18 protein-coding genes are annotated in these 21,094 nt (G+C 65.4%); 3 read left to right on the top strand and 15 right to left on the bottom strand.

Features of this window, described 5'->3' with window-relative positions; genetic code table 11:
* Window positions 1–3: 3 nt before the first annotated feature.
* The 3 genes from ACFSUD_RS02865 to ACFSUD_RS02855 all read right to left on the bottom strand — a co-directional run bounded on the left by ACFSUD_RS02865 (window position 4) and on the right by ACFSUD_RS02855 (window position 2,099).
* Window positions 4–1,119 (bottom strand): aminotransferase class V-fold PLP-dependent enzyme, encoded by a 1,116-nt coding sequence (locus ACFSUD_RS02865; RefSeq protein ID WP_386371287.1) that lies wholly within the window; start codon window positions 1,117–1,119, stop codon window positions 4–6.
* A gap of 72 nt (window positions 1,120–1,191) precedes the next feature.
* Window positions 1,192–1,647, bottom strand: a complete 456-nt coding sequence (locus ACFSUD_RS02860) for an Lrp/AsnC family transcriptional regulator (protein ID WP_386371286.1) — start codon at window positions 1,645–1,647, stop codon at window positions 1,192–1,194.
* Window positions 1,644–2,099 carry an Lrp/AsnC family transcriptional regulator gene (locus ACFSUD_RS02855; protein WP_386371284.1) on the bottom strand — a complete coding sequence of 152 codons (456 nt, stop codon included), beginning with the start codon at window positions 2,097–2,099 and terminating at the stop codon, window positions 1,644–1,646. Before ACFSUD_RS02855 ends, ACFSUD_RS02860 begins: the two co-directional genes overlap by 4 nt.
* Window positions 2,100–2,237: 138 nt before the next feature.
* On the opposite strand from ACFSUD_RS02855, the gene ilvC reads away from it, so the two are divergent.
* Together ilvC and ACFSUD_RS02845 are read left to right on the top strand one after the other, a co-directional pair.
* Window positions 2,238–3,260: a ketol-acid reductoisomerase gene (gene ilvC, locus ACFSUD_RS02850; RefSeq protein WP_386371282.1), complete on the top strand. Its 1,023-nt coding sequence runs from the start codon at window positions 2,238–2,240 to the stop codon at window positions 3,258–3,260.
* A 93-nt stretch (window positions 3,261–3,353) separates the two neighbouring features.
* Entirely contained in the window at window positions 3,354–4,292 is a 939-nt protein-coding gene (locus ACFSUD_RS02845) for a DMT family transporter (protein WP_386371280.1), read from the top strand.
* An 84-nt stretch (window positions 4,293–4,376) separates the two neighbouring features.
* On the opposite strand, the gene glmM is transcribed toward ACFSUD_RS02845, so the two are convergent.
* The 9 genes from glmM to ACFSUD_RS02800 all read right to left on the bottom strand — a co-directional run bounded on the left by glmM (window position 4,377) and on the right by ACFSUD_RS02800 (window position 15,932).
* Complete coding sequence (glmM, locus tag ACFSUD_RS02840) at window positions 4,377–5,726, bottom strand: phosphoglucosamine mutase (RefSeq protein WP_386371278.1); 1,350 nt, start codon at window positions 5,724–5,726, stop codon at window positions 4,377–4,379.
* Window positions 5,723–6,739: a dihydropteroate synthase gene (gene folP / locus ACFSUD_RS02835; protein ID WP_386371276.1), complete on the bottom strand. Its 1,017-nt coding sequence runs from the start codon at window positions 6,737–6,739 to the stop codon at window positions 5,723–5,725. Before folP ends, glmM begins: the two co-directional genes overlap by 4 nt.
* Window positions 6,736–7,665: a dihydroneopterin aldolase gene (locus tag ACFSUD_RS02830; protein ID WP_386371275.1), complete on the bottom strand. Its 930-nt coding sequence runs from the start codon at window positions 7,663–7,665 to the stop codon at window positions 6,736–6,738. Before ACFSUD_RS02830 ends, folP begins: the two co-directional genes overlap by 4 nt.
* Window positions 7,666–7,764: 99 nt before the next feature.
* Window positions 7,765–8,409 carry a cell wall hydrolase gene (locus ACFSUD_RS02825; RefSeq protein ID WP_386371273.1) on the bottom strand — a complete coding sequence of 215 codons (645 nt, stop codon included), beginning with the start codon at window positions 8,407–8,409 and terminating at the stop codon, window positions 7,765–7,767.
* 117 nt (window positions 8,410–8,526) lie between these two features.
* Window positions 8,527–11,106 (bottom strand): pyruvate, phosphate dikinase, encoded by a 2,580-nt coding sequence (ppdK, locus tag ACFSUD_RS02820; RefSeq protein ID WP_386371271.1) that lies wholly within the window; start codon window positions 11,104–11,106, stop codon window positions 8,527–8,529.
* Window positions 11,107–11,191: 85 nt separating this feature from the next.
* On the bottom strand, window positions 11,192–13,243 hold the full coding sequence (gene glyS / locus ACFSUD_RS02815) for a glycine--tRNA ligase subunit beta (protein WP_386371855.1): 2,052 nt from the start codon (window positions 13,241–13,243) through the stop codon (window positions 11,192–11,194).
* A gap of 185 nt (window positions 13,244–13,428) precedes the next feature.
* Window positions 13,429–14,253, bottom strand: coding sequence for a DUF1206 domain-containing protein (locus ACFSUD_RS02810; protein WP_386371269.1), 825 nt, complete (start codon window positions 14,251–14,253; stop codon window positions 13,429–13,431).
* Window positions 14,254–14,369: 116 nt separating this feature from the next.
* Complete coding sequence (locus ACFSUD_RS02805; RefSeq protein WP_386371267.1) at window positions 14,370–14,900, bottom strand: DUF6446 family protein; 531 nt, start codon at window positions 14,898–14,900, stop codon at window positions 14,370–14,372.
* A gap of 93 nt (window positions 14,901–14,993) precedes the next feature.
* Complete coding sequence (locus ACFSUD_RS02800) at window positions 14,994–15,932, bottom strand: glycine--tRNA ligase subunit alpha (RefSeq protein WP_386371265.1); 939 nt, start codon at window positions 15,930–15,932, stop codon at window positions 14,994–14,996.
* Between the two features lie 155 nt (window positions 15,933–16,087).
* Here ACFSUD_RS02800 and ACFSUD_RS02795 point away from each other — a divergent pair, with 155 nt between their 5' ends.
* Window positions 16,088–17,950, top strand: a complete 1,863-nt coding sequence (locus ACFSUD_RS02795; protein WP_386371264.1) for a serine protease — start codon at window positions 16,088–16,090, stop codon at window positions 17,948–17,950.
* Window positions 17,951–18,010: 60 nt separating this feature from the next.
* On the opposite strand, the gene ACFSUD_RS02790 is transcribed toward ACFSUD_RS02795, so the two are convergent.
* The 3 genes from ACFSUD_RS02790 to folE2 form a co-directional block, all read right to left on the bottom strand.
* On the bottom strand, window positions 18,011–19,459 hold the full coding sequence (locus ACFSUD_RS02790) for a TrkH family potassium uptake protein (protein WP_386371262.1): 1,449 nt from the start codon (window positions 19,457–19,459) through the stop codon (window positions 18,011–18,013).
* 153 nt (window positions 19,460–19,612) lie between these two features.
* Window positions 19,613–19,849: a DUF1127 domain-containing protein gene (locus ACFSUD_RS02785; RefSeq protein WP_386371261.1), complete on the bottom strand. Its 237-nt coding sequence runs from the start codon at window positions 19,847–19,849 to the stop codon at window positions 19,613–19,615.
* A gap of 137 nt (window positions 19,850–19,986) precedes the next feature.
* On the bottom strand, window positions 19,987–21,081 hold the full coding sequence (folE2, locus tag ACFSUD_RS02780; protein WP_386371260.1) for a GTP cyclohydrolase FolE2: 1,095 nt from the start codon (window positions 21,079–21,081) through the stop codon (window positions 19,987–19,989).
* Between the last annotated feature and the right edge of the window lie 13 nt (window positions 21,082–21,094).

The following is a 21,094-nucleotide window of genomic DNA, read 5'->3' as shown; positions in this document are numbered from 1 at the left end:
AGCTCAAAGCACCTTGTCGAGCACCGATTTCAGCCGCGCCAGGGTCGCGTCCACATCATAAAGCTTGTCGAGCCCGAAGAGCCCGAGCCGGAAGGTGCTGAAATTATCCGGCTCGCCGACCTGCAGCGGTACACCGGCAGCAATCTGCATCCCATGGGCCGCGAAGGCCTTGCCACTCTTCACGTCAGGATCGCTGGTATAGCTGACCACCACGCCCGGCGCGCCGAACCCTTCGGCGGCGACCGAGGTCACGCCCTTGGCCTTCAACATCTGCCGCACACCATCGCCCAGACGCCACTGCGCCTCTTTCAACCGCGCAAAGCCGTATTCCTTGGTCTCCAGCATGGTATCGCGGAAGCCGCGCAGCGCGTCGGTCGGCATGGTTGCATGATAGGCATGACCGCCATCTTCATAGGCTTTCATGATCGCGCGCCACTTGCCGAGATCCATCGAGAAGGAATCCGACTGGGTTTCCGCCAGCCGCGCCTCGGCGCGTTCCGACAGCATCACCAGCCCGGCAGAGGGCGAGGCGCTCCAACCCTTCTGCGGCGCCGAGATCAGCACATCGACACCGAGCGCCTTCATGTCGATCCAGGCACAGCCCGAGGCGATGCAATCCAGCACCATCAGCGCGCCGACGTCACGCGCCGCCGTCGCCATCTCGGCGATGTAGTCATCGGGCAGGATCACCCCGGCGCTGGTCTCTACATGCGGGGCAAAGACCACGTCGGGCTGCTGCTCGCGAATCGCCGCCACGACCTCCTCGATCGGCGCGGGCGCAAAGGGCGCCGGGCTGCCGTTGCCCTCGGGACGCGCCTTCATCACCTGCGCGGATTTGGTCAGCCCGCCGGTCTCGATGATCTGGCTCCAGCGATAGGAGAACCAGCCATTGCGCACCACCAGCACATCGCCATTGCGCGCGAACTGCCGCGCCACGGCTTCCATGCCATAGGTGCCGCCGCCGGGCACCAGTGCCACCGCCTCGGCATTATAGACCTCTTTCAACAGCCCGGAAATGTCGCGCATCACCTGCTGGAAACTCTGCGACATGTGGTTCAGCGACCGATCGGTGAACACCACCGAAAATTCCATCAGCCCATCGGGATCGACCTTGCTCATCTCTTCTGCTCCGGCAAATTAAGGTTGGCGCCATATCAGCCAATCCCCCGACGCGGCGCAACCCGTGATCGGCTAAAGCGGTCCCGGCAGGCGCTCTTCGCTGAGCAGCACATTGGCCTCGACCTCGCCCGCCCCCGGCAGCGTCATGATCCGCCGCCGCAGAACCCGCTCGAAATCCGCCACATCGCGCGCCACCACCCGCAGCCGGTAATCATAGAGCCCGAGAATATGCTCGACACTCTGCACCTCCGGAATCGCCACCACCGCGCGCTCGAAATCCTCCAGGCTCACCCGGCCCTTCAGCGCCAGCTTCACCCCGAGAAACACCGTCACCCCAAAACCGAGCTTCTCCGCATCCAGCCGCAGCTGCCGTCCCCGGATCACCCCGGCCTGCTCGAGCCGCCGGATCCGGCGCCAGGTGGCGGGCTGGGACAGATCGAACCGCCGCCCCAAGGCACTGGCCGATTGCGCCGCGTCCCGCGCCAACGCCCGGATCAGCCCCCGGTCGATATCATCCAGCTCGATCATAGCGGCAGCACCTCGTCACTCTTGATCCGCCCCAGATGCATCAGCGGTTCGATATCGGCGATATGCGGCAGCGTCAGGATCCTCGCGCGATAGATCTCCTGATAATGCGCCATGTCCCGCGCGATCACCGAGAGCCGCAGATCGACCCGCCCCAGGAAAGTCTGCATCTCGATCACTTCCGGCACCTTGCGCGCCTCGGCCATGAACATGTCAAAGGCATTGGACTGGGTCTTGTCGAGCGTGATCCGCAGGGACACTTCCACCGCATACCCCAGCGCCCTCCAGTCGATCACCGCGCCGATCCCGCGCAGGATCCCCTGATCCTGCAGCCGCGCGATCCGCCGCGCTACCTTGCCCGGTGTCATGCCGCAGCGCTCGGCCAGATCACCGGGGGTCAGACTCGGCTCCGCCTGCCAATAGCGCAGGATCCGGCGATCCGCATCATCAAGCATGATTTTATCATCTCCCGACAATATTGCGAATGATCCTTCTTCTCTATGCCGCAAATACTCCAAATCCAACCCTGTCAAACCGCAAGACAGCCGTTAAGGTGCCTCCCAAGACAGCCTCAAGCAAGAAAGGACGCCCCAATGCGCGTTTATTACGACCGTGACTGCGACGTGAACCTGATCAAGGACAAGAAGGTCGCGATCCTCGGCTATGGCAGCCAGGGCCATGCCCATGCACTCAACCTGCGCGATTCCGGTGCCAAGAACCTCGTCGTGGCCCTGCGCGAAGGTTCCGCCTCCGCCGCCAAGGCCGAAGGCGAAGGTCTCAAGGTCATGGGCATCGCCGAAGCAGCGGCCTGGGCCGACCTGATCATGTTCACCATGCCCGATGAACTTCAGGCCGAGACCTACAAGAAATACGTGCATGACAACATCCGCGAAGGCGCCGCCATCGCATTCGCCCACGGTCTGAACGTCCACTTCGGCCTGATCGAGCCGAAAGAAGGCGTCGACGTCATCATGATGGCACCCAAGGGCCCTGGCCACACGGTGCGCGGCGAATACACCAAGGGTGGCGGCGTGCCCTGCCTCGTCGCGGTGGACCGCGACGCCTCCGGCAAGGCGCTGGAAATCGGCCTCTCCTATTGCTCCGCCATCGGCGGCGGCCGCTCCGGCATCATCGAGACCAACTTCCGCGAAGAATGCGAAACCGACCTCTTCGGCGAGCAGGCGGTTCTCTGCGGCGGTCTGGTCGAGCTGATCCGCGCCGGTTTCGAAACGCTGGTCGAAGCGGGCTATGCGCCGGAGATGGCCTATTTCGAATGTCTCCACGAGGTGAAGCTGATCGTCGACCTGATCTACGAAGGCGGCATCGCCAACATGAACTACTCGATCTCCAACACCGCGGAATACGGCGAATATGTATCCGGTCCGCGCGTACTGCCCTATGACGAGACCAAGAAGCGCATGAAGGACATCCTGACCGACATCCAGACCGGCAAGTTCGTGCGTGATTTCATGCAGGAAAACGCCGTCGGCCAGCCGTTCTTCAAAGGCACCCGCCGGATGAACGACGAGCACCAGATCGAACAGGTCGGTGCCAAGCTGCGCGAAATGATGCCCTGGATCTCCGCAGGCAAGATGGTCGACAAGGCCAAGAACTGAGGCCTCGCAAAACATAGGCTCCGACCTGTTTGCGGAGCGATCCTGATTGACCCCGGCCCTGTGCCGGGGTCTTTTCGCTGAAAAGGACATGTTATGGGCGGCAGACCACGGATCACCGCGAAAAGCTGGCTGATGATCGCCCTGCTCGGCTTCACCTGGGGCGGCACCTTTCTGGTCACCGAAGTCGCGCTGACCGGCATCACCCCGTTCTGGCTCGCCGCCGCGCGCATTGGATTCGCCGCTGTGGTGATGCTGGCAATCTGGAGCGCGCGTGGGCTGCCGCTGTTCGAGTCGCGTCCCGGCAAGGGCGATGTGGCGGCCCTGCTGAGCATCGGCACGATCAGCACCACCCTGCCCTTCGCGCTGCTGGCCTGGGGCCAGCAATATGTCACATCCGGCTTTGCCGGGGTCTCGATGGCCTCGGTGGCGCTGATCATCCTGCCGCTGGCGCATTTTCTGGTCCCCGGCGAACGCCTGACCCTGCGCCGCGGCATCGGCTTCCTGATCGGATTCTGCGGCGTGGTGATGCTGATCGGCGGTCAGGCCTTCGAAAGCACCGGCACCCTGCATGACACACCCGGCCGACTGGCCTGTGTCGCCGCCGCAACCTGCTATGCGATCGGCTCCATCCTGATGCGCCGCCTGCCCCGGATCGACCCGATCGGCCTTTCCACGATCGTGCTGATCGTCGGTGCCTGCCTGAGCGTGCCGCTGGCCCTGGCCGTCGAAGGCTCGCCGCCGCTGCCCTCCCCGAAGATCCTGCTGGTGCTGGCCTTCCTCGGCCTCATCCCGACGGCGGCGGCCAATTTCCTGCGCGTGCTGGTGGTGCGCAGCGCCGGGCCGGTTTTCATGAGCCTGGTCAATTACCAGGTACCGGTCTGGTCGGTCCTGCTCGGCGCGCTGCTGCTCGGCGAACCGCTGCCGCCCTCGCTGATCTGGGCCATGGCGCTGATCCTGCTCGGCGTCGCCACCAGCCAGTTCGGCGCCCTGCGCCGCCTCTTCGCCCGCCGCCGACGCCGCCCGGCCGGATAGGGCATATGCCAGGGCGCGGCTTCTTCTGACCCGAGATATCTCCGCCGGAGGCATCCGAGCTCAAACCCGGATGCCACCCCCGCGTCAGGGCGCCGCGACCGCCGCATCCACCGCCGCGCAAACGTCATTCACCGCGCGTTCCATCAGGGCCGCATCCTCATGCTCGGCCATGACCCGCACCAACGGCTCGGTGCCGGACTTGCGGATCAGCAGCCGACCGCCGGAGGCAAGATCGGCCTCCGCCTGGCGGATTGCGGCCTGTACCTGCGCATCCTCCAGCGGCACCTGCCCACTGGCGAATCGCACGTTCTTGAGCAATTGCGGCACCGGGTCGAACTGGTGCAGCAGCTCCGAGGACGGCCGCCCGGAGCGTACCATCTCGGCGAGGAACTGCAGCCCGGCCATCAACCCGTCGCCGGTCGTGGCATAATCGCTCATCACGATATGCCCCGATTGCTCCCCGCCAAGGTTATAGCCTTCCGCGCGCATCCGCTCGACCACGTAGCGATCCCCCACCGCCGTACGTTCCAGCCGCAGGCCACGGCTTTCGAGGAAATGCTCCAGCCCGAGATTGCTCATTACCGTGGCCACCAGCGCCTTGCCCGCCAGCCGCTCCTCCTCAGCCCAGCGCGCCGCCATCAGCGCCATGAACTGATCGCCGTCCCCGACCCTGCCGTTCTCGTCGAGCAGGATCACCCGGTCCGCGTCACCATCCAGACAGATCCCCACGTCGGCGCCATGCGCCACCACCGTCTCGGCCGCGGCCCGCGGATGGGTCGAGCCGCAATCGCGGTTGATGTTGAGCCCGTCAGGGCTCACCCCGACCGGGATCACCTCGGCGCCCAGCTCCCAGAGCGTCTCCGGCGCCACCCGGTGCGCAGCACCATTGGCGCAGTCGATCACCACCTTCAGCCCGTCGAGCCGCATCTGCCGCGGGAAGGAAGATTTTACCCGTTCGACATAGCGAAACCGCCCGTCATCGATCCGCTTGGCCCGCCCGATCGTGGCGGCGCTGGTCGGCGCCACCCCCTCGGCGACGAGCGCTTCGATCTCGGCCTCGACCCGGTCGGAAAGCTTGAAACCATCAGGCCCGAAGAACTTGATCCCGTTGTCATCCGCCGGGTTGTGGCTGGCGGAGATCATCACACCGAGATCGGCGCGCATCGAACGCGTCAAGAGCCCCACAGCCGGTGTCGGCACGGGACCGAGCAGCAGCACGTTCATCCCGGTACTGGTCAGACCGGCGGTCAGCGCATTCTCGAACATATAGCCCGACAGCCGCGTGTCCTTGCCGATCACCACCCGGTGCACGCCCGAGCCCTCCCGGCTGAAATACCGCCCCACGGCGGCGCCGATGCGCAACGCCATCTCGGCGGTCATCGGATAGATATTCGCGGTGCCACGCACCCCGTCGGTACCAAATAACTTGCTCATGAAATACTCCCTGCCATGGCCGCACGCCACAGCTTGATTGCCTGTATCGTTTCACCCACGTCATGCACGCGCAGAAACTGCACGCCTTGCGCCAGCCCGGCCAGCGCCACACCGATGGAACCGGGGCCACGGTCGCGCGCTTCTGGCGCCCCGCCGATGGTGCCGATGAACCGCTTGCGCGAGGCACCGAGCAGCAGCGGCACGCCTAGCCCATGGAACAGGCCCAGACGCCCGAGCAATGCGAGGTTATGGGCCTGGGTCTTGCCGAAGCCGATGCCGGGATCGGCGATGATCCGCGCGCGGTCGATTCCCGCGGCCTCAAGCGCTGCGATCCGCTCCGCAAGATGATCATAGACATCGAGCACGACGTCATCATAGCGCGGATCGCGCTGCATCGTCTCTGGCTCTCCCTGCGCATGCATCACGCAGACCGGCAGACCCGCCTCCGCGCAGAAAGGCGCCAGAGCCGGGTCGAAGGCGAAACCGGCCACGTCGTTGACCAGATCGGCCCCGGCTTGCGCGGCGACCCGCGCCACCGCCATCTTGCGCGTGTCGATGGAGATGACACATTCCGCCCCCGCGGCGCGCAGACCGGCGATCACCGGCACGACCCGGGCGATCTCCTCCTCGACCGGCACCGCGGCGGAGCCCGGCCGGGTCGATTCCCCGCCCACGTCCAGCAGATCGACGCCCTGCGCGATCATCGCCAGCCCGCCCTTTACCGCATCGCCCGCGCGTTCATGGCGACCGCCGTCGGAAAAACTGTCCGGCGTGGCATTGAGAATGCCCATCACCCGCGGCTCTGCGAGGTCCAACCCCGCAATCGCAGGACGCGGCGTGCAGAGCCGGTCCGCGACGTCTGTCGGCAGATCGGAGGCGTCGATGAACCGCGGCGCGCCGCCGCGTTCCAGCACTTCGAGCGTGGTGAACCAGCCCCAGCCCCCGGCGAGCGGCGCAGCACCCGGTGGCATCGCCGGGCCGGTTTGAACCAGCGGTCGGTAGTAAAGCGTCATCGGCCCAGGGAAAGCTTGACTTCATCCGGCGAGACGATGCGCAGCGGCACCGAGGCATCCTCGGGTCGGGTCGCGCCGATCACCAGCATTTCCTGCGCCGAGAAGGTCGCGGCGAACCATGCTGCCAGCGCCAGCGCATCGCCCGGCTGCACCGAGGGTGCCTCGACCGAATCGAGCACGATCTTGGACGGCGCCCAGACGCAGGTCTGGCCGTTCTTCATCGCCCAGTCGAGCTCGGTCCGGGTCTCGACCACGACGCAACGGTCATCCTTGGAAGCCAGCACCCAGGCATTCTGCTCGATCGCCAGCAGGTCGATACGGCGCTGCGCCATCTTGTGGGCGAGCCGCGGCGCAGGCAGGTCCGGCGCGCCGACACAAAGCACCAGCGGCCGCCCCGACGCTTCGAGCTGATCGAGCCAGGATTTCAGATGCGGAGCATCAATGGCCGCATTGTCGAGAAAGACGATCTCGGGATTGAGCGCGGTATTGGCCTCGGGCGGCGGCGCGCCGTCCTGGGCGCGCACGATCTCGACGCCAAGCGCGCCGGGGCCGCGGTCGAGCTTCTCGATCCGTACGAAGACCCGAATCGCCTGCGGTTCGAGCAGGATCCGCTCGGCGATCCGCGCCGCCAGCGTTTCGAGAAGGTTGAGCCGCTCGTCGGCGAGCTCATGGGCGATCGCCTCGGTGACCCGGTCATAGCTCAGGATCCGGTCCACATCATCGTCGATCGGCCCGGTCAGGGGCTCGACCTCGACCACCACGTTGAAGCAGATCCGCTGGGTGACCCCGCGTTCGGACTGAAAGGCACCGATCTCCACTTCGACGATGTGATCGCGCAGCGAGATGCGGTCCAGCGGCGCGCTGCCGGCCATGGCAGCGGCCCGTTCGGAAGGATGCGCGAAGGCAAGGCGGGTTTCATCGGACATGGCAATCGGCCTCTGATCTCGGTTTGGACGACCAAACTCTCAGCCGTTTGCGCACTTCCTAGCAAAGCCAGCCCCCACTGACCAGCACCAGAAAATGCCTCAGTTCGACGCTGTCCGCACCCCGGAGCGATAGAACAGATGCTGGCCGATCCGCGTCGTGCGGGTGAACACCTTGGCCCAACGCGGGTTGACGGCGGTGGTGTGATAATGGGTCGCCCCGTCGGTCAGCTTGGGAGCCTGGCCGTCGATCGCGGCACGGGCCACCTTGGACACGCGAGAGAAGGCCTTGGGCTCGGCGATGATCTCCTTGTGGCCATCGCAGGTATAGGTGAACTGACACTGGTACTTGCGCCCGGTCCCCTGGTTGATCACATCGCAGAGCGTGCCGGGAAAGCGCTTGCTCTTGACGCGGTTGAGGATCACCTCGGCGACGGCGAACTGCCCCTTGACGGTCTCGCCGCGGGCTTCGAAATAGAGCGCTTCCGCAAGGCAGTTGAGCTGCGAACCGCCTTCGGCGCGCGGCTGCTGGTCAAGCCAGCCCTTGGAGAATTTCACTTCGGTCGCATTTGCCGAGGCGGGTTGCGCGATCATCTGTTGCAGGCGGGCGCCGCCCGCGGATTTCAGCCCGTTGGTTTCGACCCGGGCCAGATCAATAGCTTTCTGGGAATTGGCTTGAGCGGTCAGAGGAAATGTCGTGGTCAGCGCGAGCAGAAGCGCCAAGTGATAATTCCGGAACAAACGCATGTCGCGCCTCGTTATGTTATTGCAGCTCCGGGCCGATTAAACAACATAACGCCTGACGTAAACCCGAGCCCGGGTTTTACGCGGAATGACGCGCACCATTACAACATATTGCGATGCTTACAAGGGCTTTAGGCCGATCTGGTCCGAAATGGCCAGTTGTGCCGCTGCCAGCCGTGCAACCGGTACGCGAAAGGGCGAGCAGGAAACATAATCGAATCCCGCCGCCCGGCAAAAGGCAATCGATTCGGGATTGCCGCCGTGCTCCCCACAGATCGACAATGTAATCCCCGGTTGTGCCCTGCGGCCCCGTTCGGCAGCGATCTGCAGCAATTCCCCGACACCGTCAACGTCAAGCACATGGAACGGATCCTCTTCGAAGACCCCCTGTTGCACATATGTCGACATGAAACGCCCCGCGTCATCCCGGCTGAGCCCGTAGGTCATCTGCGTCAGGTCATTGGTGCCGAAACTGAGGAAGGCGCAATGCGGCGCGATCTCGGCAGCGCGCAGGGTGGCGCGCGGGGTCTCGACCATCACGCCGAGCCGATAATTGAAGCTCGCGTCCCGCTCGTTGCGCACCGCTGCGGCAATGGCATCGACGGAGGTCTTGACCAGCTCCACCTCGCGGCGCGCCGAAACCAGCGGAATCATGATCTCCGGCACCACAGGCTCCCCGTCGCGGCTCGCCTCCACCGTCGCCTCGAAGATCGCCCGGGCCTGCATCTCGTAGATCTCCGGCACCGTCACCCCGAGCCGCACACCGCGCAGCCCAAGCATCGGGTTGTATTCGCTCATCGCATAGATCCGCCGCATGACGCTGGAGAGCGGCAGACCCAGCGCCTCGGCCAGTTCGCGCTGCCCGGTCCGGTCGGTCGGCAGGAACTCGTGCAGCGGCGGATCGAACAGCCGGATGCAGACCGGCTGGCCCTGCATGATCCTGAACAGCTCGGTGAAATCCTCGCGCTGCATCGGCAGCAGCCGCTCCAGCACCGCGCGCCGGTCCTCGCCGGTCTCGGCAAAGATCATCTCGCGCATCACGGTCAGCCGGCCCGGCTCGAAGAACATGTGCTCGGTGCGGCACAGGCCGATCCCGTGGGCATGGAAATTGCGCGCCGTCTGCGCATCCGCGGGCGTGTCGGCATTGGCGCGGATGCCGATGTCGGCCGCCTCTTCTGCCCAGTCCATCAAGGTGCGGAACGTCTCGTCCAGCGCCGCCTCCTGCATCGCCGGCGCCCCGGCCAGCACGTCGCCCGTGGTGCCATCGACGGTGATCTCGTCCCCGACCGAGAAACTGCGCCCGTCGCGCGCGGTAAGCTGCTGTTTGGGCAGGTTGATGCTCAGGCTCGAGGCCCCGACGACGCAGGGCAGCCCCATGCCGCGCCCGATCACCGCCGCGTGGCTGGTGATGCCGCCGCGTTCGGTCAGCACGGCGCGCGCCGCATGCATGCCGCGAATATCCTCCGGGCTGGTCTCCTGACGCACGAGAATACAGGCCTCGCCGCGCGCCGCCCCCGCCTGTGCCTCGGCAGCGGAAAAGACGATCCGCCCGGTCGCCGCACCGGGGCTCGCAGCGATCCCCCGCCCGATCACGTCGCGCCGTGCCCCGACATCGACCTGGCGGTGCAGCAATTCGGTCAACGTGCGCGGCTGCACCCGCATCAGCGCTTCGGCGCGGCTGATAATCCCGTCCTGCGCCAGCGCCACCGCAATGCGCACCGCCGCGCGCGAGGAGCGCACCACCCGCACCCCGTCAAGGATATACAGATTGCCATCCTCGATGACGAACTCGACCTGCATTTCCTCGCGCAGCTTTTTTCGCATCAGTGCCGCATGACACCGCAATTCCGCGAAGACCTGCGGCGCCAGCTCCTCCAGCGAGGGGCCCCGCGCATCCTTGGTCAAATAAAGCGTGTCGGCATCCCCGGCCAGCGCATCGCGCCCCTGGCTCTGGCTCAGATACCGCCCGGTGACCTGCGGCGCGCCGGTGGCGCTGTCCACCAGCTGCAACACGCCGGAGCCGCATTGCCCGGCGCCGACCCCGAAAACCATCTGCTGCACCACCAGCCCGAGCCCGGCATCGAGCGGCGCGCCCTTGGCCTGGCGCAGCAGCCGCGCCGAGGTGCCGTTCCAGGCCCGCGCCATGGAGCGCAGCACCGCCGCGAGCTGGGTCGCCGGATCCTGCGGAAATTCCTCCTCGGTCTCGCGCTCATAGGCGCGCAGCGAAGCCTTCATCGCCGCCCGCCCGTCGCCATCCACATCGTCGAACATGTCCGGGTCGAGCCGCGCGACATTGATCGCATAGGCCTGGATGAAACGGGTATAGAGCGCCGCCGCCGCATCCTCGCCGATGGCCCCGCGCAAATGCGCGAAACGCGCGTCATTCATGCCGATGTTGAGCACCGCGCCGGGCCCGCCCCAATCGGGGTCCTGGCTCGACGGGCGCACGCACATCAGCGCCCCTTCGGGAAATTGCCGCACCACCGCCGCGACATCGGGCAGCAGCCCGCTCGCGATCTGCTTCACCGCGTCAAAGGACAGGGCCACGGTCGGCGGCACCGGCAGGTCGAGCCGTACCAGACGCTGCAGACATTTCGCGCGCCCGCCATGGCTGTCGTTGGAGATCGGCGCGTCGGCGGTGACGAGCGTGGTGAAAGGATTATTCTGCACTGCGGCACCCAATGGTTTCAGACGCAGCATAGGGGTTGAGATCGCTCTGGCAAGACCGCGCTGCAAAAGCCGCGGCGCCCGTCCGCCCGGCAAGGCGGACAGGCAGCGGCCCGGCTCAGCCCTCGATCCGGGTCAGATCGGCGACACCGAGGCAAATGCCGCGAATCCGGCTCAGCAGGTTCAGCCGGTTGCGCCGCACCGTCTGGTTGTCCGCGTTGATCTTCACCGCCTCGAAAAACCCGTCAATCGGCCCGCGCAAAGCGGCCATGGCGGTCATCGCGGCAGAGAAATCCTGCGCCGCCATCGCCGGCGTGATCCGCGCCTCGGCGGTATCGAGCGCGGCAAACAACGCCCGCTCCTCGTCCGTCTCGGCGAATTTCACATCCGCACCGAAGGAATATTCCACCCCGTCGGCCTCCTCGGCCTGGGTCAGGATGTTGTTGGCGCGCTTGAACCCCTGGATCAGGTTCTCGCCGTCATCGGTCTTCAGCGTTTCGCTCAGCGCCCGCGCGCGTTTGACCAGCAGCGTCAGATCGTCATTGCCCTCCATCGCAATACAGGCGTCGATGACGTCATGGCGAATGCCCTGATCCTTCAGGTAGACTTTCAGACGGTCGTGGAGGAAGGTCCGAATTTCATTGGTATCAGCGAAGGCTTCATGATCCCGGACTGTCCGTTGCCCGACAATCTTGGCGCTCTTGGTGAACACTTCATCCAGTGCAAGCGAAAGATCATTCTCCACCAATATCCGAATAACCCCCAGCGCCGCCCGGCGCAGCGCGAACGGGTCCTTGCTGCCGGTCGGCTTCTCGTCAATCGCCCAGAACCCGGTCAGCTTGTCGATCTTCTCGGCCAGCGCGACTGCGACCGACACCGGCGCGCTCGGCACGTTATCGGACGGCCCCAGCGGCGCGTAATGCTCCTTCGCCGCCGCCGCGATGGCATCGGAATGTCCGGCGGCGCGCGCGTAATAGCTGCCCATCAGGCCCTGCAGCTCGGGGAATTCATAGACCATCTCGGAGCTCAGATCGGCCTTGGCAATCCGCGCCGCCTGCTCGGCCTCGTCCGGCGCCGCACCGACCATCGGCGCCAGCTCGCGCGCCAATACCGCCATGCGCTCGATCAGCTCGGCCTGCGTGCCCAGCTTGTTGTGGAAGGTTACATTGCGCAGGTTCTCGACCCAGGCCGCCATGCCCGCTTCGGACTTGGCCACGCGCAGATCGTTCTCCCAAAAGAATTTCGCATCCGCCAGACGGGCGCTCAGCACCTTCTCATTGCCCGCCAGGATCGTCGCGCCATCATCGGCGGTCTCGCGGTTCGCGACGGTGATGAACCGCTCGATCCGCCCGGATTTCGGGTCGCGTACCGAGAAGAACTTCTGATGCTCCTTCATCGAGGTCTGCAGCACCTCCGGCGGCAGGTCGAGGAATGCCTCTCCGATCCGCCCCATCAGCACCACCGGCCATTCGACCAGCCCGGCAACCTCGGCGAGCAAGCCCGCGTCCTCGACCACTTCGAGCCCGTTGGCAAAGGCGATGTTGGTGGCGTCGTTCCAGATCGTTTCGGCCCGATCCTTGCCGTCGAGCACCACATGGGCCCGCTTGAGCTTGCCGGTGTAATCGTCAAAGCTCGACACGCTGAACGGCTCGGGCGCCATGAAACGATGGCCGCGGGTCTGGTCGCCCGCGACGATCCCGTCAATCTCCAGCGGCACTACCTGCGCGCCGTCTTCGGCGCTGATGATGCAGAGGATCGAATGCAGCGGCCGCACCCATTTCAGCGCGCCCTCGCCCCAGCGCATGGATTTCGGCCAGGGGAAATTGCGGATCGTCTGTTCCAGCACCTCGGCAACGATCTCGGGCGCCGCCCGGCCGGGCCTTTCTATTTTCGCGAACAGGATCCTGCCCTTGGGCGTGTCGCGTTCCTCAAGTTGATCGCGGCTGAGACCGGCCCCGCGCAAGAACCCCTCGATCGCCTTTTCCGGCGCATCGGCCTTCGGCCCCTTGCGCTCCTCGACCTGCGCCGGGCTCGCCGCCAGCATCCCCTCGACCGTCAGCGTCAGACGGCGCGGCGTGGCAAAGGCGCCGGCGGAGGCATAGGTCAACCCGGCCTCGACCATGCCGTTGGTTACCAGTTTCTTGAGGTCCTCGGCCGCGCGGCTCTGCATCCGGGCCGGGATTTCTTCGGAGAAAAGTTCGATCAGCAGATCTGGCAATGTCGCCCCCAATTCCTGCCGCAACGCGGCTTTTGTCTGGAGGCGTGATTAACCGGGGCTTCCGCGAGCGTCCAGCCCCAAGCAGGCAGCGGTGGGACCGCAGCGGCAAATCCTTCGCGCCGCCGCTGCCGCGCAAGTCAAGACATGGCGCGCGCCGCCAGCGTCTTCACGTTCGGGCCGGAGATCCGCGGGATCACCCGGAAGGCCGCTTCAACGAGATTGTAAAGCGCGAAGCCGAGCAGACCGAGCCCGGTGATGCCAAGCAGCACCCGTCCGAAGGGCATGGTGCGGATCGTGTGCAGCGCCTGGCCGAGCCCGCCAGCCTGTGACGGATCGGCACGCAGCGCGGCGATGCCGAGCGAGAAGGCCACGACCGCCAGCAACAACCCGTAGATCACCAGCCCGGCGGTCAGAACCGGGTCGAGCTTGCGGGTCAGGGCAGCGTCGCGCAGGTGTTCCTTGTATTTGCCGCTCCAGCCCTTGTAGGCGTAATAGATCCCGGCGCCGAGCAGGACCAGCGCCCCGGCGGCGACGAGATAGCGCCCCATCGGCATGGCCATCAGCTTCTGCGTCCAGTCCTGCGCGGAATCGCCGCCCGAGCTGCCACCCATGGCAAGGCCGAATACCGAAATGCCGATACCGCCGTGGATCACCCCGGTGGTGATTTGTCCGGCGCGCGCGACAAGCCCCTTGCCGTCGGTGCCGTGATCCTCGACATCCGCCACCCCGGCGACGATGCGCCAGACCATATAGGCCAGCAGCCCGAACCCGATCGCCCAGAGCGCGGCGACACCCATCGGCTCATCGCGCAGGCTCGCCAGCGCATCCTTGGTGCCTTCGGCCTCCACCGATTTCAGCGCCGCCAGCAGGGTCAGCGCGCCGAGCAGCACGTAGATCGCGCCGCGCGCGCCATAGCCCGCCCGCATGATCCATTTCAGTCCTTCGTGAGATTTATCCGCCACCGTCATTCCCCTGCATGTTTCGCAGGCTCAGCGCATGACAGGCACCAATGGTTCCCGCCCGGACCTGTCCGGGCCCGATATGGCAGGCGAAAAGCGAAGTTCCCCGCGGGGAATTGTCAGTCGCCGGAGGTCTCGGGGCGGGCCGGGCATTCCTCACCGACGACGGTGCCGTCATAGGATTTCTCGCCACATTCATTGAGCTCGTGCCAGACGAAACCCTGCCCCGCATCGGTGATCGCCACGACGCGGTCGACTCCATAGGCGATGTTCTTCTGCGCCAGAAACACCTGCGCGGTGCCATTTCCCAGCGCCTGCGAGATCGCGCCCGCGTCGAAACAATCGAACCATCCCGGCGCATTGCGCGGCTCGAGCCCGTCGAGGGTCACATAGGTCGCGCCGAGCGCGGCGGGATCCTGATCGGTGGTGAAACAGGCACGATAGCGGATCGGCGAGCTGTCGGCGTCGATGGCCCTGTAGCCCGTGACCGCGATCGGATCGGCCTCGCCACCGGCGCGCGAGACCAGCGCCAGCCCATGCTCCGGGCCCGGTACCTCGCGATAAAACCCGTAGATCTGCAGGTAATAGAGCCCGAAGCCCGCGATCGCCGCCATCAGCAGGATCGCAATTCCGACGATTTTGCCGTTCATCTCGCTGTCACCTTTTTTCGCAGGGGATCCGGAGCCCCCGGCCCTGCCCTTTTTTTCGCAGGCAATCGAAAGCCCCGTCCCTGTCCCCGTGGGTCAGGCCGCCGCCTCGCGCCAGCCGCCCGCGCGGGTCTGCACGAAGGCATCGGCACATATCTTCGCAAGAGCACGCACCCGGCCGATATAGGCCTGCCGCTCGGTCACCGAGATCACCCCGCGCGCGTCGAGCAGGTTGAACATGTGGCTGGCCTTGATGCATTGATCATAGGCGGGATGCGCCATGACGATGCGCTTGCCGGTCTTGGGGTCCGTGGCGGGCGCGTCGAGGATCGTCTTGCAATGGGCCTCGGCCTCCTCGAACTGGCGCAACAGCACGTCGGTATCGGCCATGTCGAAATTCCAGCGCGCGTATTCTTCCTCGGTCTGCTTGAACACATCGCCATAGCTCAGCGCGATTGCCGTGTCGGGATCGTTGAAGGGCATGTCCATCACGTGATCGACGCCCAGTACATACATCGCCAGACGCTCCAGACCATAGGTCAGCTCGCCCGAGACCGGGTGGCAATCATGGCCGCCGACCTGCTGGAAATAGGTGAACTGGCTGACTTCCATCCCGTCGCACCAGACTTCCCAGCCCAAGCCCCAGGCGCCGAGCGTCGGGCTTTCCCAATCGTCCTCGACGAAGCGGATGTCATGCAGTGCCATGTCGATGCCGATGGCCTGCAGCGAGCCGAGGTAGAGCTCCTGCAGGTTCGGCGGACTCGGTTTGATCAGCACCTGATACTGGTAATAATGCTGCAGCCGGTTCGGGTTCTCGCCGTAGCGCCCGTCGGTCGGGCGCCGCGAGGGCTGCACATAGGCCGCCGCCCAGGGCTGGCTGCCGAGGCTGCGCAGCGTGGTGGCCGGATGGAATGTCCCGGCCCCGACCTCCATGTCATAGGGCTGCAGAATCGCGCAGCCCTGTGTGGCCCAATAGGCCTGCAGACGCAGGATGATTTCCTGAAAGGAGCGGGGTTTGCCAGCGGGTTCGGACATGGATCAGACCTTTGAAGATGCGCGCCTTTCCTAAGGGGGTGCGGCGCGCGGGTCAATTGCGTCATTGTGACAATTTCCGCCGTCCTGCCCATGGCGTTTGCGGCAGATTCCTGCTTATCTGCTTCGGATTTCTTCTTGCGAGAGTACTTGGCACAATGATGCGGTTTTCCCCGGCCCTGCTGGTCCTGATCTGGACATTCACCCTTGGCACGCTGGCCAGTCTCGGCACGCCGCATCGCAGCCATGCGCAGGCCAGCGACGCGGTTGTCTGGGTGCAGATCGAAGCGCAGCCGAGCCTTGCGGCGGCGACCGACCGGGCCCGTGCCTATGCGACGCTGCTGCAGGATGTGAACGGTTTCGCCCTCGGCGGCGGCTGGTACGGCATTGCCGTGGGCCCCTACCGGCGCGCCGACGCGGAGCTGGTGCTGCGCAGCTATCGCCGCGACGGGCTGGTGCCGAACGACAGTTTCATCCAGTTCTCCGGCGCCTTTCGCCAGCAATTCTGGCCCGTGGGCGCCAATATCCTGAACCGCGGCGTGATCGATCCGCCCGCATCGCTCGATCTCGGCAACGGGACACCGGCGCCAAGCGAGGAAGCCCCGGCCGTGACGATCTCTCCGCAGGATGACAGCGATTTGGCCGATGACCCGGCGGCGCAGACCGCGGCGCAGCCCGATGTGATCCCGGTCGCCCCGGCCGATGAAACCCCCGCCGAGGCGCGGCGCAGCGAGCAGGAGCTCGACCGCGATGCACGCATGGAGCTGCAGGTGGCGCTGCAATGGGCCGGTTTCTACACCAGCACCATCGACGGCGCCTTCGGACGCGGCACCCGCCGCTCCATGGGCGCTTGGCAGGCGGCCAACGGCTATGCCGAGACCGGTATTCTCACCTCCTTGCAGCGCCGCGAGCTGCTCCGGCAATATAACGCGGTGCTCGCGGATCTCGATCTGCAGCCGGTGCGCGACGAGCGGGCGGGAATCGAGATCCTGATGCCGCGCGCGGAGGTGGAGTTTGTCGAATACGAGCCGCCCTTTGCCCATTACAACGCCGTCGGCGACCGCGGCGCGCGGGTGTTGCTGATCTCGCAGGAGGGCGATCAGGACAGTCTGCGCGGGCTTTATGACATCATGCAGACGCTCGCGATCGTGCCCGAGGAAGGCCCGCGCGAGCTCAGCGGCAATTCCTTCGAGCTGATCGGCGAGGACGGCCATATCGTCAGCCAGACCCAGGTGTCGCTGCGCGATGGCAAGATCAAGGGTTTCACCCTGATCTGGCCCGTGGGCGACGAGGACCGGCGCCGCCGCCTGGTTGCGGAGATGGCCAAGAGCCTGACCCGCCTGCCCGGCGTGCTCGACCCGGCCCGCGCGGATCTCGAGGCGCAGTCGATCGACCTGGTGGCCGGGTTGCAGATCCGGCGGCCGAAGATCGCACGCAGCGGTTTCTTCATCAATTCCGGCGGCGTGGTTGCGACCACCTCGCAGGCGGTGCAATCCTGCCGTCGCCTGACGCTCGACGGGGATACCGAAGCGCATGTGGTGCTCGATGACACGGCCAGCGGCGTGGCTCTGCTGCAGCCGAGCAAGCCGATCGCACCGCTGGCGGTGGCGCGGTTCAGCCCCGAGGTGCCACGCCTGCAATCGGAAATCTCCGTGGCCGGTTATTCCTACGAGGGCGTGCTCAGCGCCGCGACGCTGACCTTCGGCACGCTGGCGGATCTGCGCGGCCTGCAGGGCGAGGAGCATCTGTCGCGGCTGGCGCTGAAATCGCTGCCCGGCGATGTGGGCGGGCCGGTCTTCGATGCCTCCGGCAACGTGCTCGGCATGTTGCTGCCGCGGCCCGGCGGTGCGCAGCAATTGCCCGAGGAGGTCAGCTTCGCGCTCGACCGCGAGCGGATCGCTAAGCTGGCCAAGGATGCCGGGGTGACGCTGGAGACAGCCGACGAGGCCGGTTCCCCGGCGCCCCGCGATCTGGCCCGCGAGGCGCAGAACATGACCGTGCTGGTCAGCTGCTGGGAATGAACCCGGCCCCTCGGCGCGGCCCGCGGTGCCGCGCCGGACGCTTGATGTATCTTTGCGCTCTCAAGCGCGCCAGAACTTGACCGTCAGGATGACATAGACCGCCATCAGTTCGAGCCGTCCGATCAGCATGGCAGCCGTGAGGATCCACTTCGCGGTGTCGTTGAGGCTGCTGTAATTGCCCGCCGGGCCGATGATCTCTCCGAGGCCCGGGCCGATATTGGCCAGCGCCGCCGCCGCGCCGGAGACCGAGGTGGTGAAATCGAGCCCGGTCATGCCGAGCGTCACCGAGACCACTCCGAGGGTGACCACGAAGAACATGAAGAAGGACATCACCGAGCTCAGCACGTCCGGGCCGACCGGGCGGCCGTCATATCGCGGCGTGAAAATGCCGTGCGGCGAGCGGATCCGGCGCAGCTGGGCGCGGATGGAGGCGAAGAGCAGCTGGTAGCGGAAGATCTTGATCGAGCAGGAGGTCGAGCCCGCGCAGCCGCCGATCAGCCCGGTGAAGAAGAACAGCGCCACCGCGAAGGGCCCCCAGCCCATGTAATCCACCGAGGCATAGCCTGTGCCGGAGATGATCGACGTGATGTTGAACAGCGACTCGCGCAGGGATTGCTCCCAATGTTGGGGGAAGACCCGGAGCAGCACCACGAAGATCGCGCAGACCAGCACCGCGACGGTCAACAGGAAGCCGCGCACCTGCGGATCGCGGTGCAGCGCCAAAGGATTGCCGTTGATCAGCTGCACATAGCGTACGAAGGGCAGTGCCGCGAGGACCATGAAGATTGAAGCGACATATTCCAGCGGCCCCGAGAAAGTGCCGAAAGAGGCGTCGTAATTGGAGAAACCGCCGGTCGAGACAGTAGTCAGCGCATGGACGAAGGCGTCGAAAAACGCCATGCCGAGCATCAGGTAGCAGATGATGCAGGCCAGCGTCAGCCACAGGTAGATGACCGAGATCTGCGTGGCGATCTGACCGGCGCGGGGCAGGATCTTGCCGAAGGTGTCGAAGGCTTCGGATTTGAAGATCTGCATGCCCCCGACGCGCAGTTCGGGCAGGAACACCATTGCCACCACGACGATCCCGATCCCGCCGAGCCATTGCATGATGCCGCGCCAGAGCAGCAGCCCGCGCGGCAGGTCATCCAGCCCGGTCAGCACCGTCGCGCCGGTGGTGGTGAGCCCTGACATCGCCTCGAAGACTGCGTCGGTAAGACCCGCCTCGGTGGCGCCGAGCATGAAGGGCAGCGCACCGAACAGCGGCAGCATGAACCAGACGCCGGAAGTGAGCAGAAAGGTCTGCTGGATCGTCAGCCCGGCGCGCCCCGCGTTGGAACAGGCCAGGGCGATCAGGCTGCCGCCGAGAATGGTGATCAGCCCCGCCTCGATGAACACCGGCCAGTGACCGTTGCCATCATAGACGTCCACCAGCATCGGCAGCATCATGGTCACGCCCATGACGGCCACGAGTAGGCCAATGACATATCCGACAGGGCGCATATCCAACATCCGCGCAGGGTTGGCGCGGCCACAGCCGGGTGTCAAGCGATCCCGCGCCCCGGACATGAGAACGGCCCGGACAGCGTTGGCTTTATGCCGCGCCGGCCGGACCGCTGGACTTGATATCGGGCGTCAGCCCGTCACTCGTTAATCGTGCGAAGTTCAGATGTAGTAGAGATCCTTGAACACGTGGTGCAGGATATCTTCGCGCCGCAGGCCGAGCTCGGCCAGTTCGGCATCCGATTTGGCTTCCAGACGCTCGATCCGCTCAAGGCGACGGGCGCCGCTCGAATTGGCGACGATGCCGCGGCCCAGTGCGGCGAAGAACGAACCGACGTTGCTCAGCGCACCGTGGAGATTGGCGGCGAGGGACGGGGTGGCGGTTGAGTGATAAGACATTGCGATGCCTCCGATGGGTGTGATCATTTTCTGACACCCATATAGGCTTTGCTGCATTGCAGCAGTACCGACATTAATGCATACCTGAACCCGCTATTTTGCAGGCCTCGCCGCGCTCTGCAGCGCAGCGAGATCGTTCAACCGACGTGGAACAGGGTGCTGAACAGCTTCGGATCGAGACTTTGGGCGGCGAAGGTCTCGCCCTCGGTCAGGATGCTGATCGCATCATGCGAATGCAGGCTCTCCTGATGGCTCGCGACAACCCGGAAGTCGCTGATCCGCACATCGGCCAGCAATTGTTCGCAGAACAGTCGCGCCGCGTCCTCGACGAAGATCGGATTGGCGGCGTTGAGTTCGGCAAAGGCCTGTTCATCCTCGCGCTTGACCATCACCTGCGTCTCGGTCGGCACGGCCCGGCGACAGGCGTCGATCAGATCCTCGAACCAGAGGATTTCCTGTGTCGGGTCGAGCAATACCGAGATCCGCGCCACCGAACGCTGCGAATGCGGCGTGGCGAGCTGGCCGCGGGTCTGCCGGGCATGTTCGGAAAGCTCCAGCGAACAGGGGCAGGTGCTGGAATAGACATAGTCGAGATGAATGATCTTCTTGCGCCGACCCTCGTGCTCGACCAGTTCCAGCGCGATATCGTAATATTGATAGCCCGACAGGCCCGAGCGCAGGCTTTCGATCTTCATCGGAAAGGAATAGCGCATCTGGATCCGCGCATCGAGGCTTTCGAGATCGGCCTTGTAGCTGTCGAGCACCGCCTCCATCACCTCGAAGCTGAAGGTCGATTCAGCATGGCGATAGAAGCTGCGCATGATGCGCGACATGTTGATGCCCTTCTTCTCGGCATCCAAGCTGACCGAGCCGGTGACCGAGGTCTGCAGCTCCAGATCGCCGCCGTCGCGGGTGTGAAAGCGGATCGGGAGGCGGAAGTTGGAGATCCCGACATGCTGGATCAGCTGCTGCGAGCCGCGGATCAGGCTGGTCGGGCCGTTCTGCAGGTCCGGCATCGTCGCCTTGTAATTGTCGCCTACCTTGAAATCGGCCGGGTAGCTGCGCTCGAACGTGGGATAGCTCGCCTCGCCCTTCAGCGCGGCGGCGAGTGTCGGGTCCAGGCTGGCAACCTCCGCCGCGCTCGCGCCCTCGGCCCAGCGCCGCAGCGTCTCGAGCGCCTGCCGTGCCGTGTCACGCGCCTTTTCGGCGTTGATATCGGATGCGATGTTCATAGGTAGTTCTCCC

Source organism: Sulfitobacter aestuarii (assembly GCF_042685005.1).
Lineage (GTDB): Bacteria > Pseudomonadota > Alphaproteobacteria > Rhodobacterales > Rhodobacteraceae > Sulfitobacter > Sulfitobacter aestuarii.
The sequence above is the reverse complement of the archived record's forward strand: the minus strand, read 5'-3'. Positions and strand labels throughout refer to the sequence as shown.

What these genes read in the sequence shown, in the direction of transcription:
- ACFSUD_RS02785 (WP_386371261.1), bottom strand. Translation starts at nt 19,849, where the DNA reads ATGTCTTATCACTCAACCGCCACCCCGTCCCTCGCCGCCAATCTCCAC.
- ACFSUD_RS02845 (WP_386371280.1), top strand. Translation starts at nt 3,354, where the DNA reads ATGGGCGGCAGACCACGGATCACCGCGAAAAGCTGGCTGATGATCGCC.
- ACFSUD_RS02855 (WP_386371284.1), bottom strand. Translation starts at nt 2,099, where the DNA reads ATGCTTGATGATGCGGATCGCCGGATCCTGCGCTATTGGCAGGCGGAG.
- ACFSUD_RS02805 (WP_386371267.1), bottom strand. Translation starts at nt 14,900, where the DNA reads ATGAACGGCAAAATCGTCGGAATTGCGATCCTGCTGATGGCGGCGATC.
- ACFSUD_RS02865 (WP_386371287.1), bottom strand. Translation starts at nt 1,119, where the DNA reads ATGAGCAAGGTCGATCCCGATGGGCTGATGGAATTTTCGGTGGTGTTC.
- ACFSUD_RS02825 (WP_386371273.1), bottom strand. Translation starts at nt 8,409, where the DNA reads ATGCGTTTGTTCCGGAATTATCACTTGGCGCTTCTGCTCGCGCTGACC.
- glyS (WP_386371855.1), bottom strand. Translation starts at nt 13,243, where the DNA reads ATGCAGAGCCGCGCGGCCGAGGACCTCAAGAAACTGGTAACCAACGGC.
- ACFSUD_RS02860 (WP_386371286.1), bottom strand. Translation starts at nt 1,647, where the DNA reads ATGATCGAGCTGGATGATATCGACCGGGGGCTGATCCGGGCGTTGGCG.
- folP (WP_386371276.1), bottom strand. Translation starts at nt 6,739, where the DNA reads ATGACGCTTTACTACCGACCGCTGGTTCAAACCGGCCCGGCGATGCCA.
- ilvC (WP_386371282.1), top strand. Translation starts at nt 2,238, where the DNA reads ATGCGCGTTTATTACGACCGTGACTGCGACGTGAACCTGATCAAGGAC.
- ACFSUD_RS02790 (WP_386371262.1), bottom strand. Translation starts at nt 19,459, where the DNA reads ATGTTGGATATGCGCCCTGTCGGATATGTCATTGGCCTACTCGTGGCC.
- ACFSUD_RS02830 (WP_386371275.1), bottom strand. Translation starts at nt 7,665, where the DNA reads ATGTCCGATGAAACCCGCCTTGCCTTCGCGCATCCTTCCGAACGGGCC.
- folE2 (WP_386371260.1), bottom strand. Translation starts at nt 21,081, where the DNA reads ATGAACATCGCATCCGATATCAACGCCGAAAAGGCGCGTGACACGGCA.
- glmM (WP_386371278.1), bottom strand. Translation starts at nt 5,726, where the DNA reads ATGAGCAAGTTATTTGGTACCGACGGGGTGCGTGGCACCGCGAATATC.
- ACFSUD_RS02795 (WP_386371264.1), top strand. Translation starts at nt 16,088, where the DNA reads ATGATGCGGTTTTCCCCGGCCCTGCTGGTCCTGATCTGGACATTCACC.
- ACFSUD_RS02800 (WP_386371265.1), bottom strand. Translation starts at nt 15,932, where the DNA reads ATGTCCGAACCCGCTGGCAAACCCCGCTCCTTTCAGGAAATCATCCTG.
- ppdK (WP_386371271.1), bottom strand. Translation starts at nt 11,106, where the DNA reads ATGCTGCGTCTGAAACCATTGGGTGCCGCAGTGCAGAATAATCCTTTC.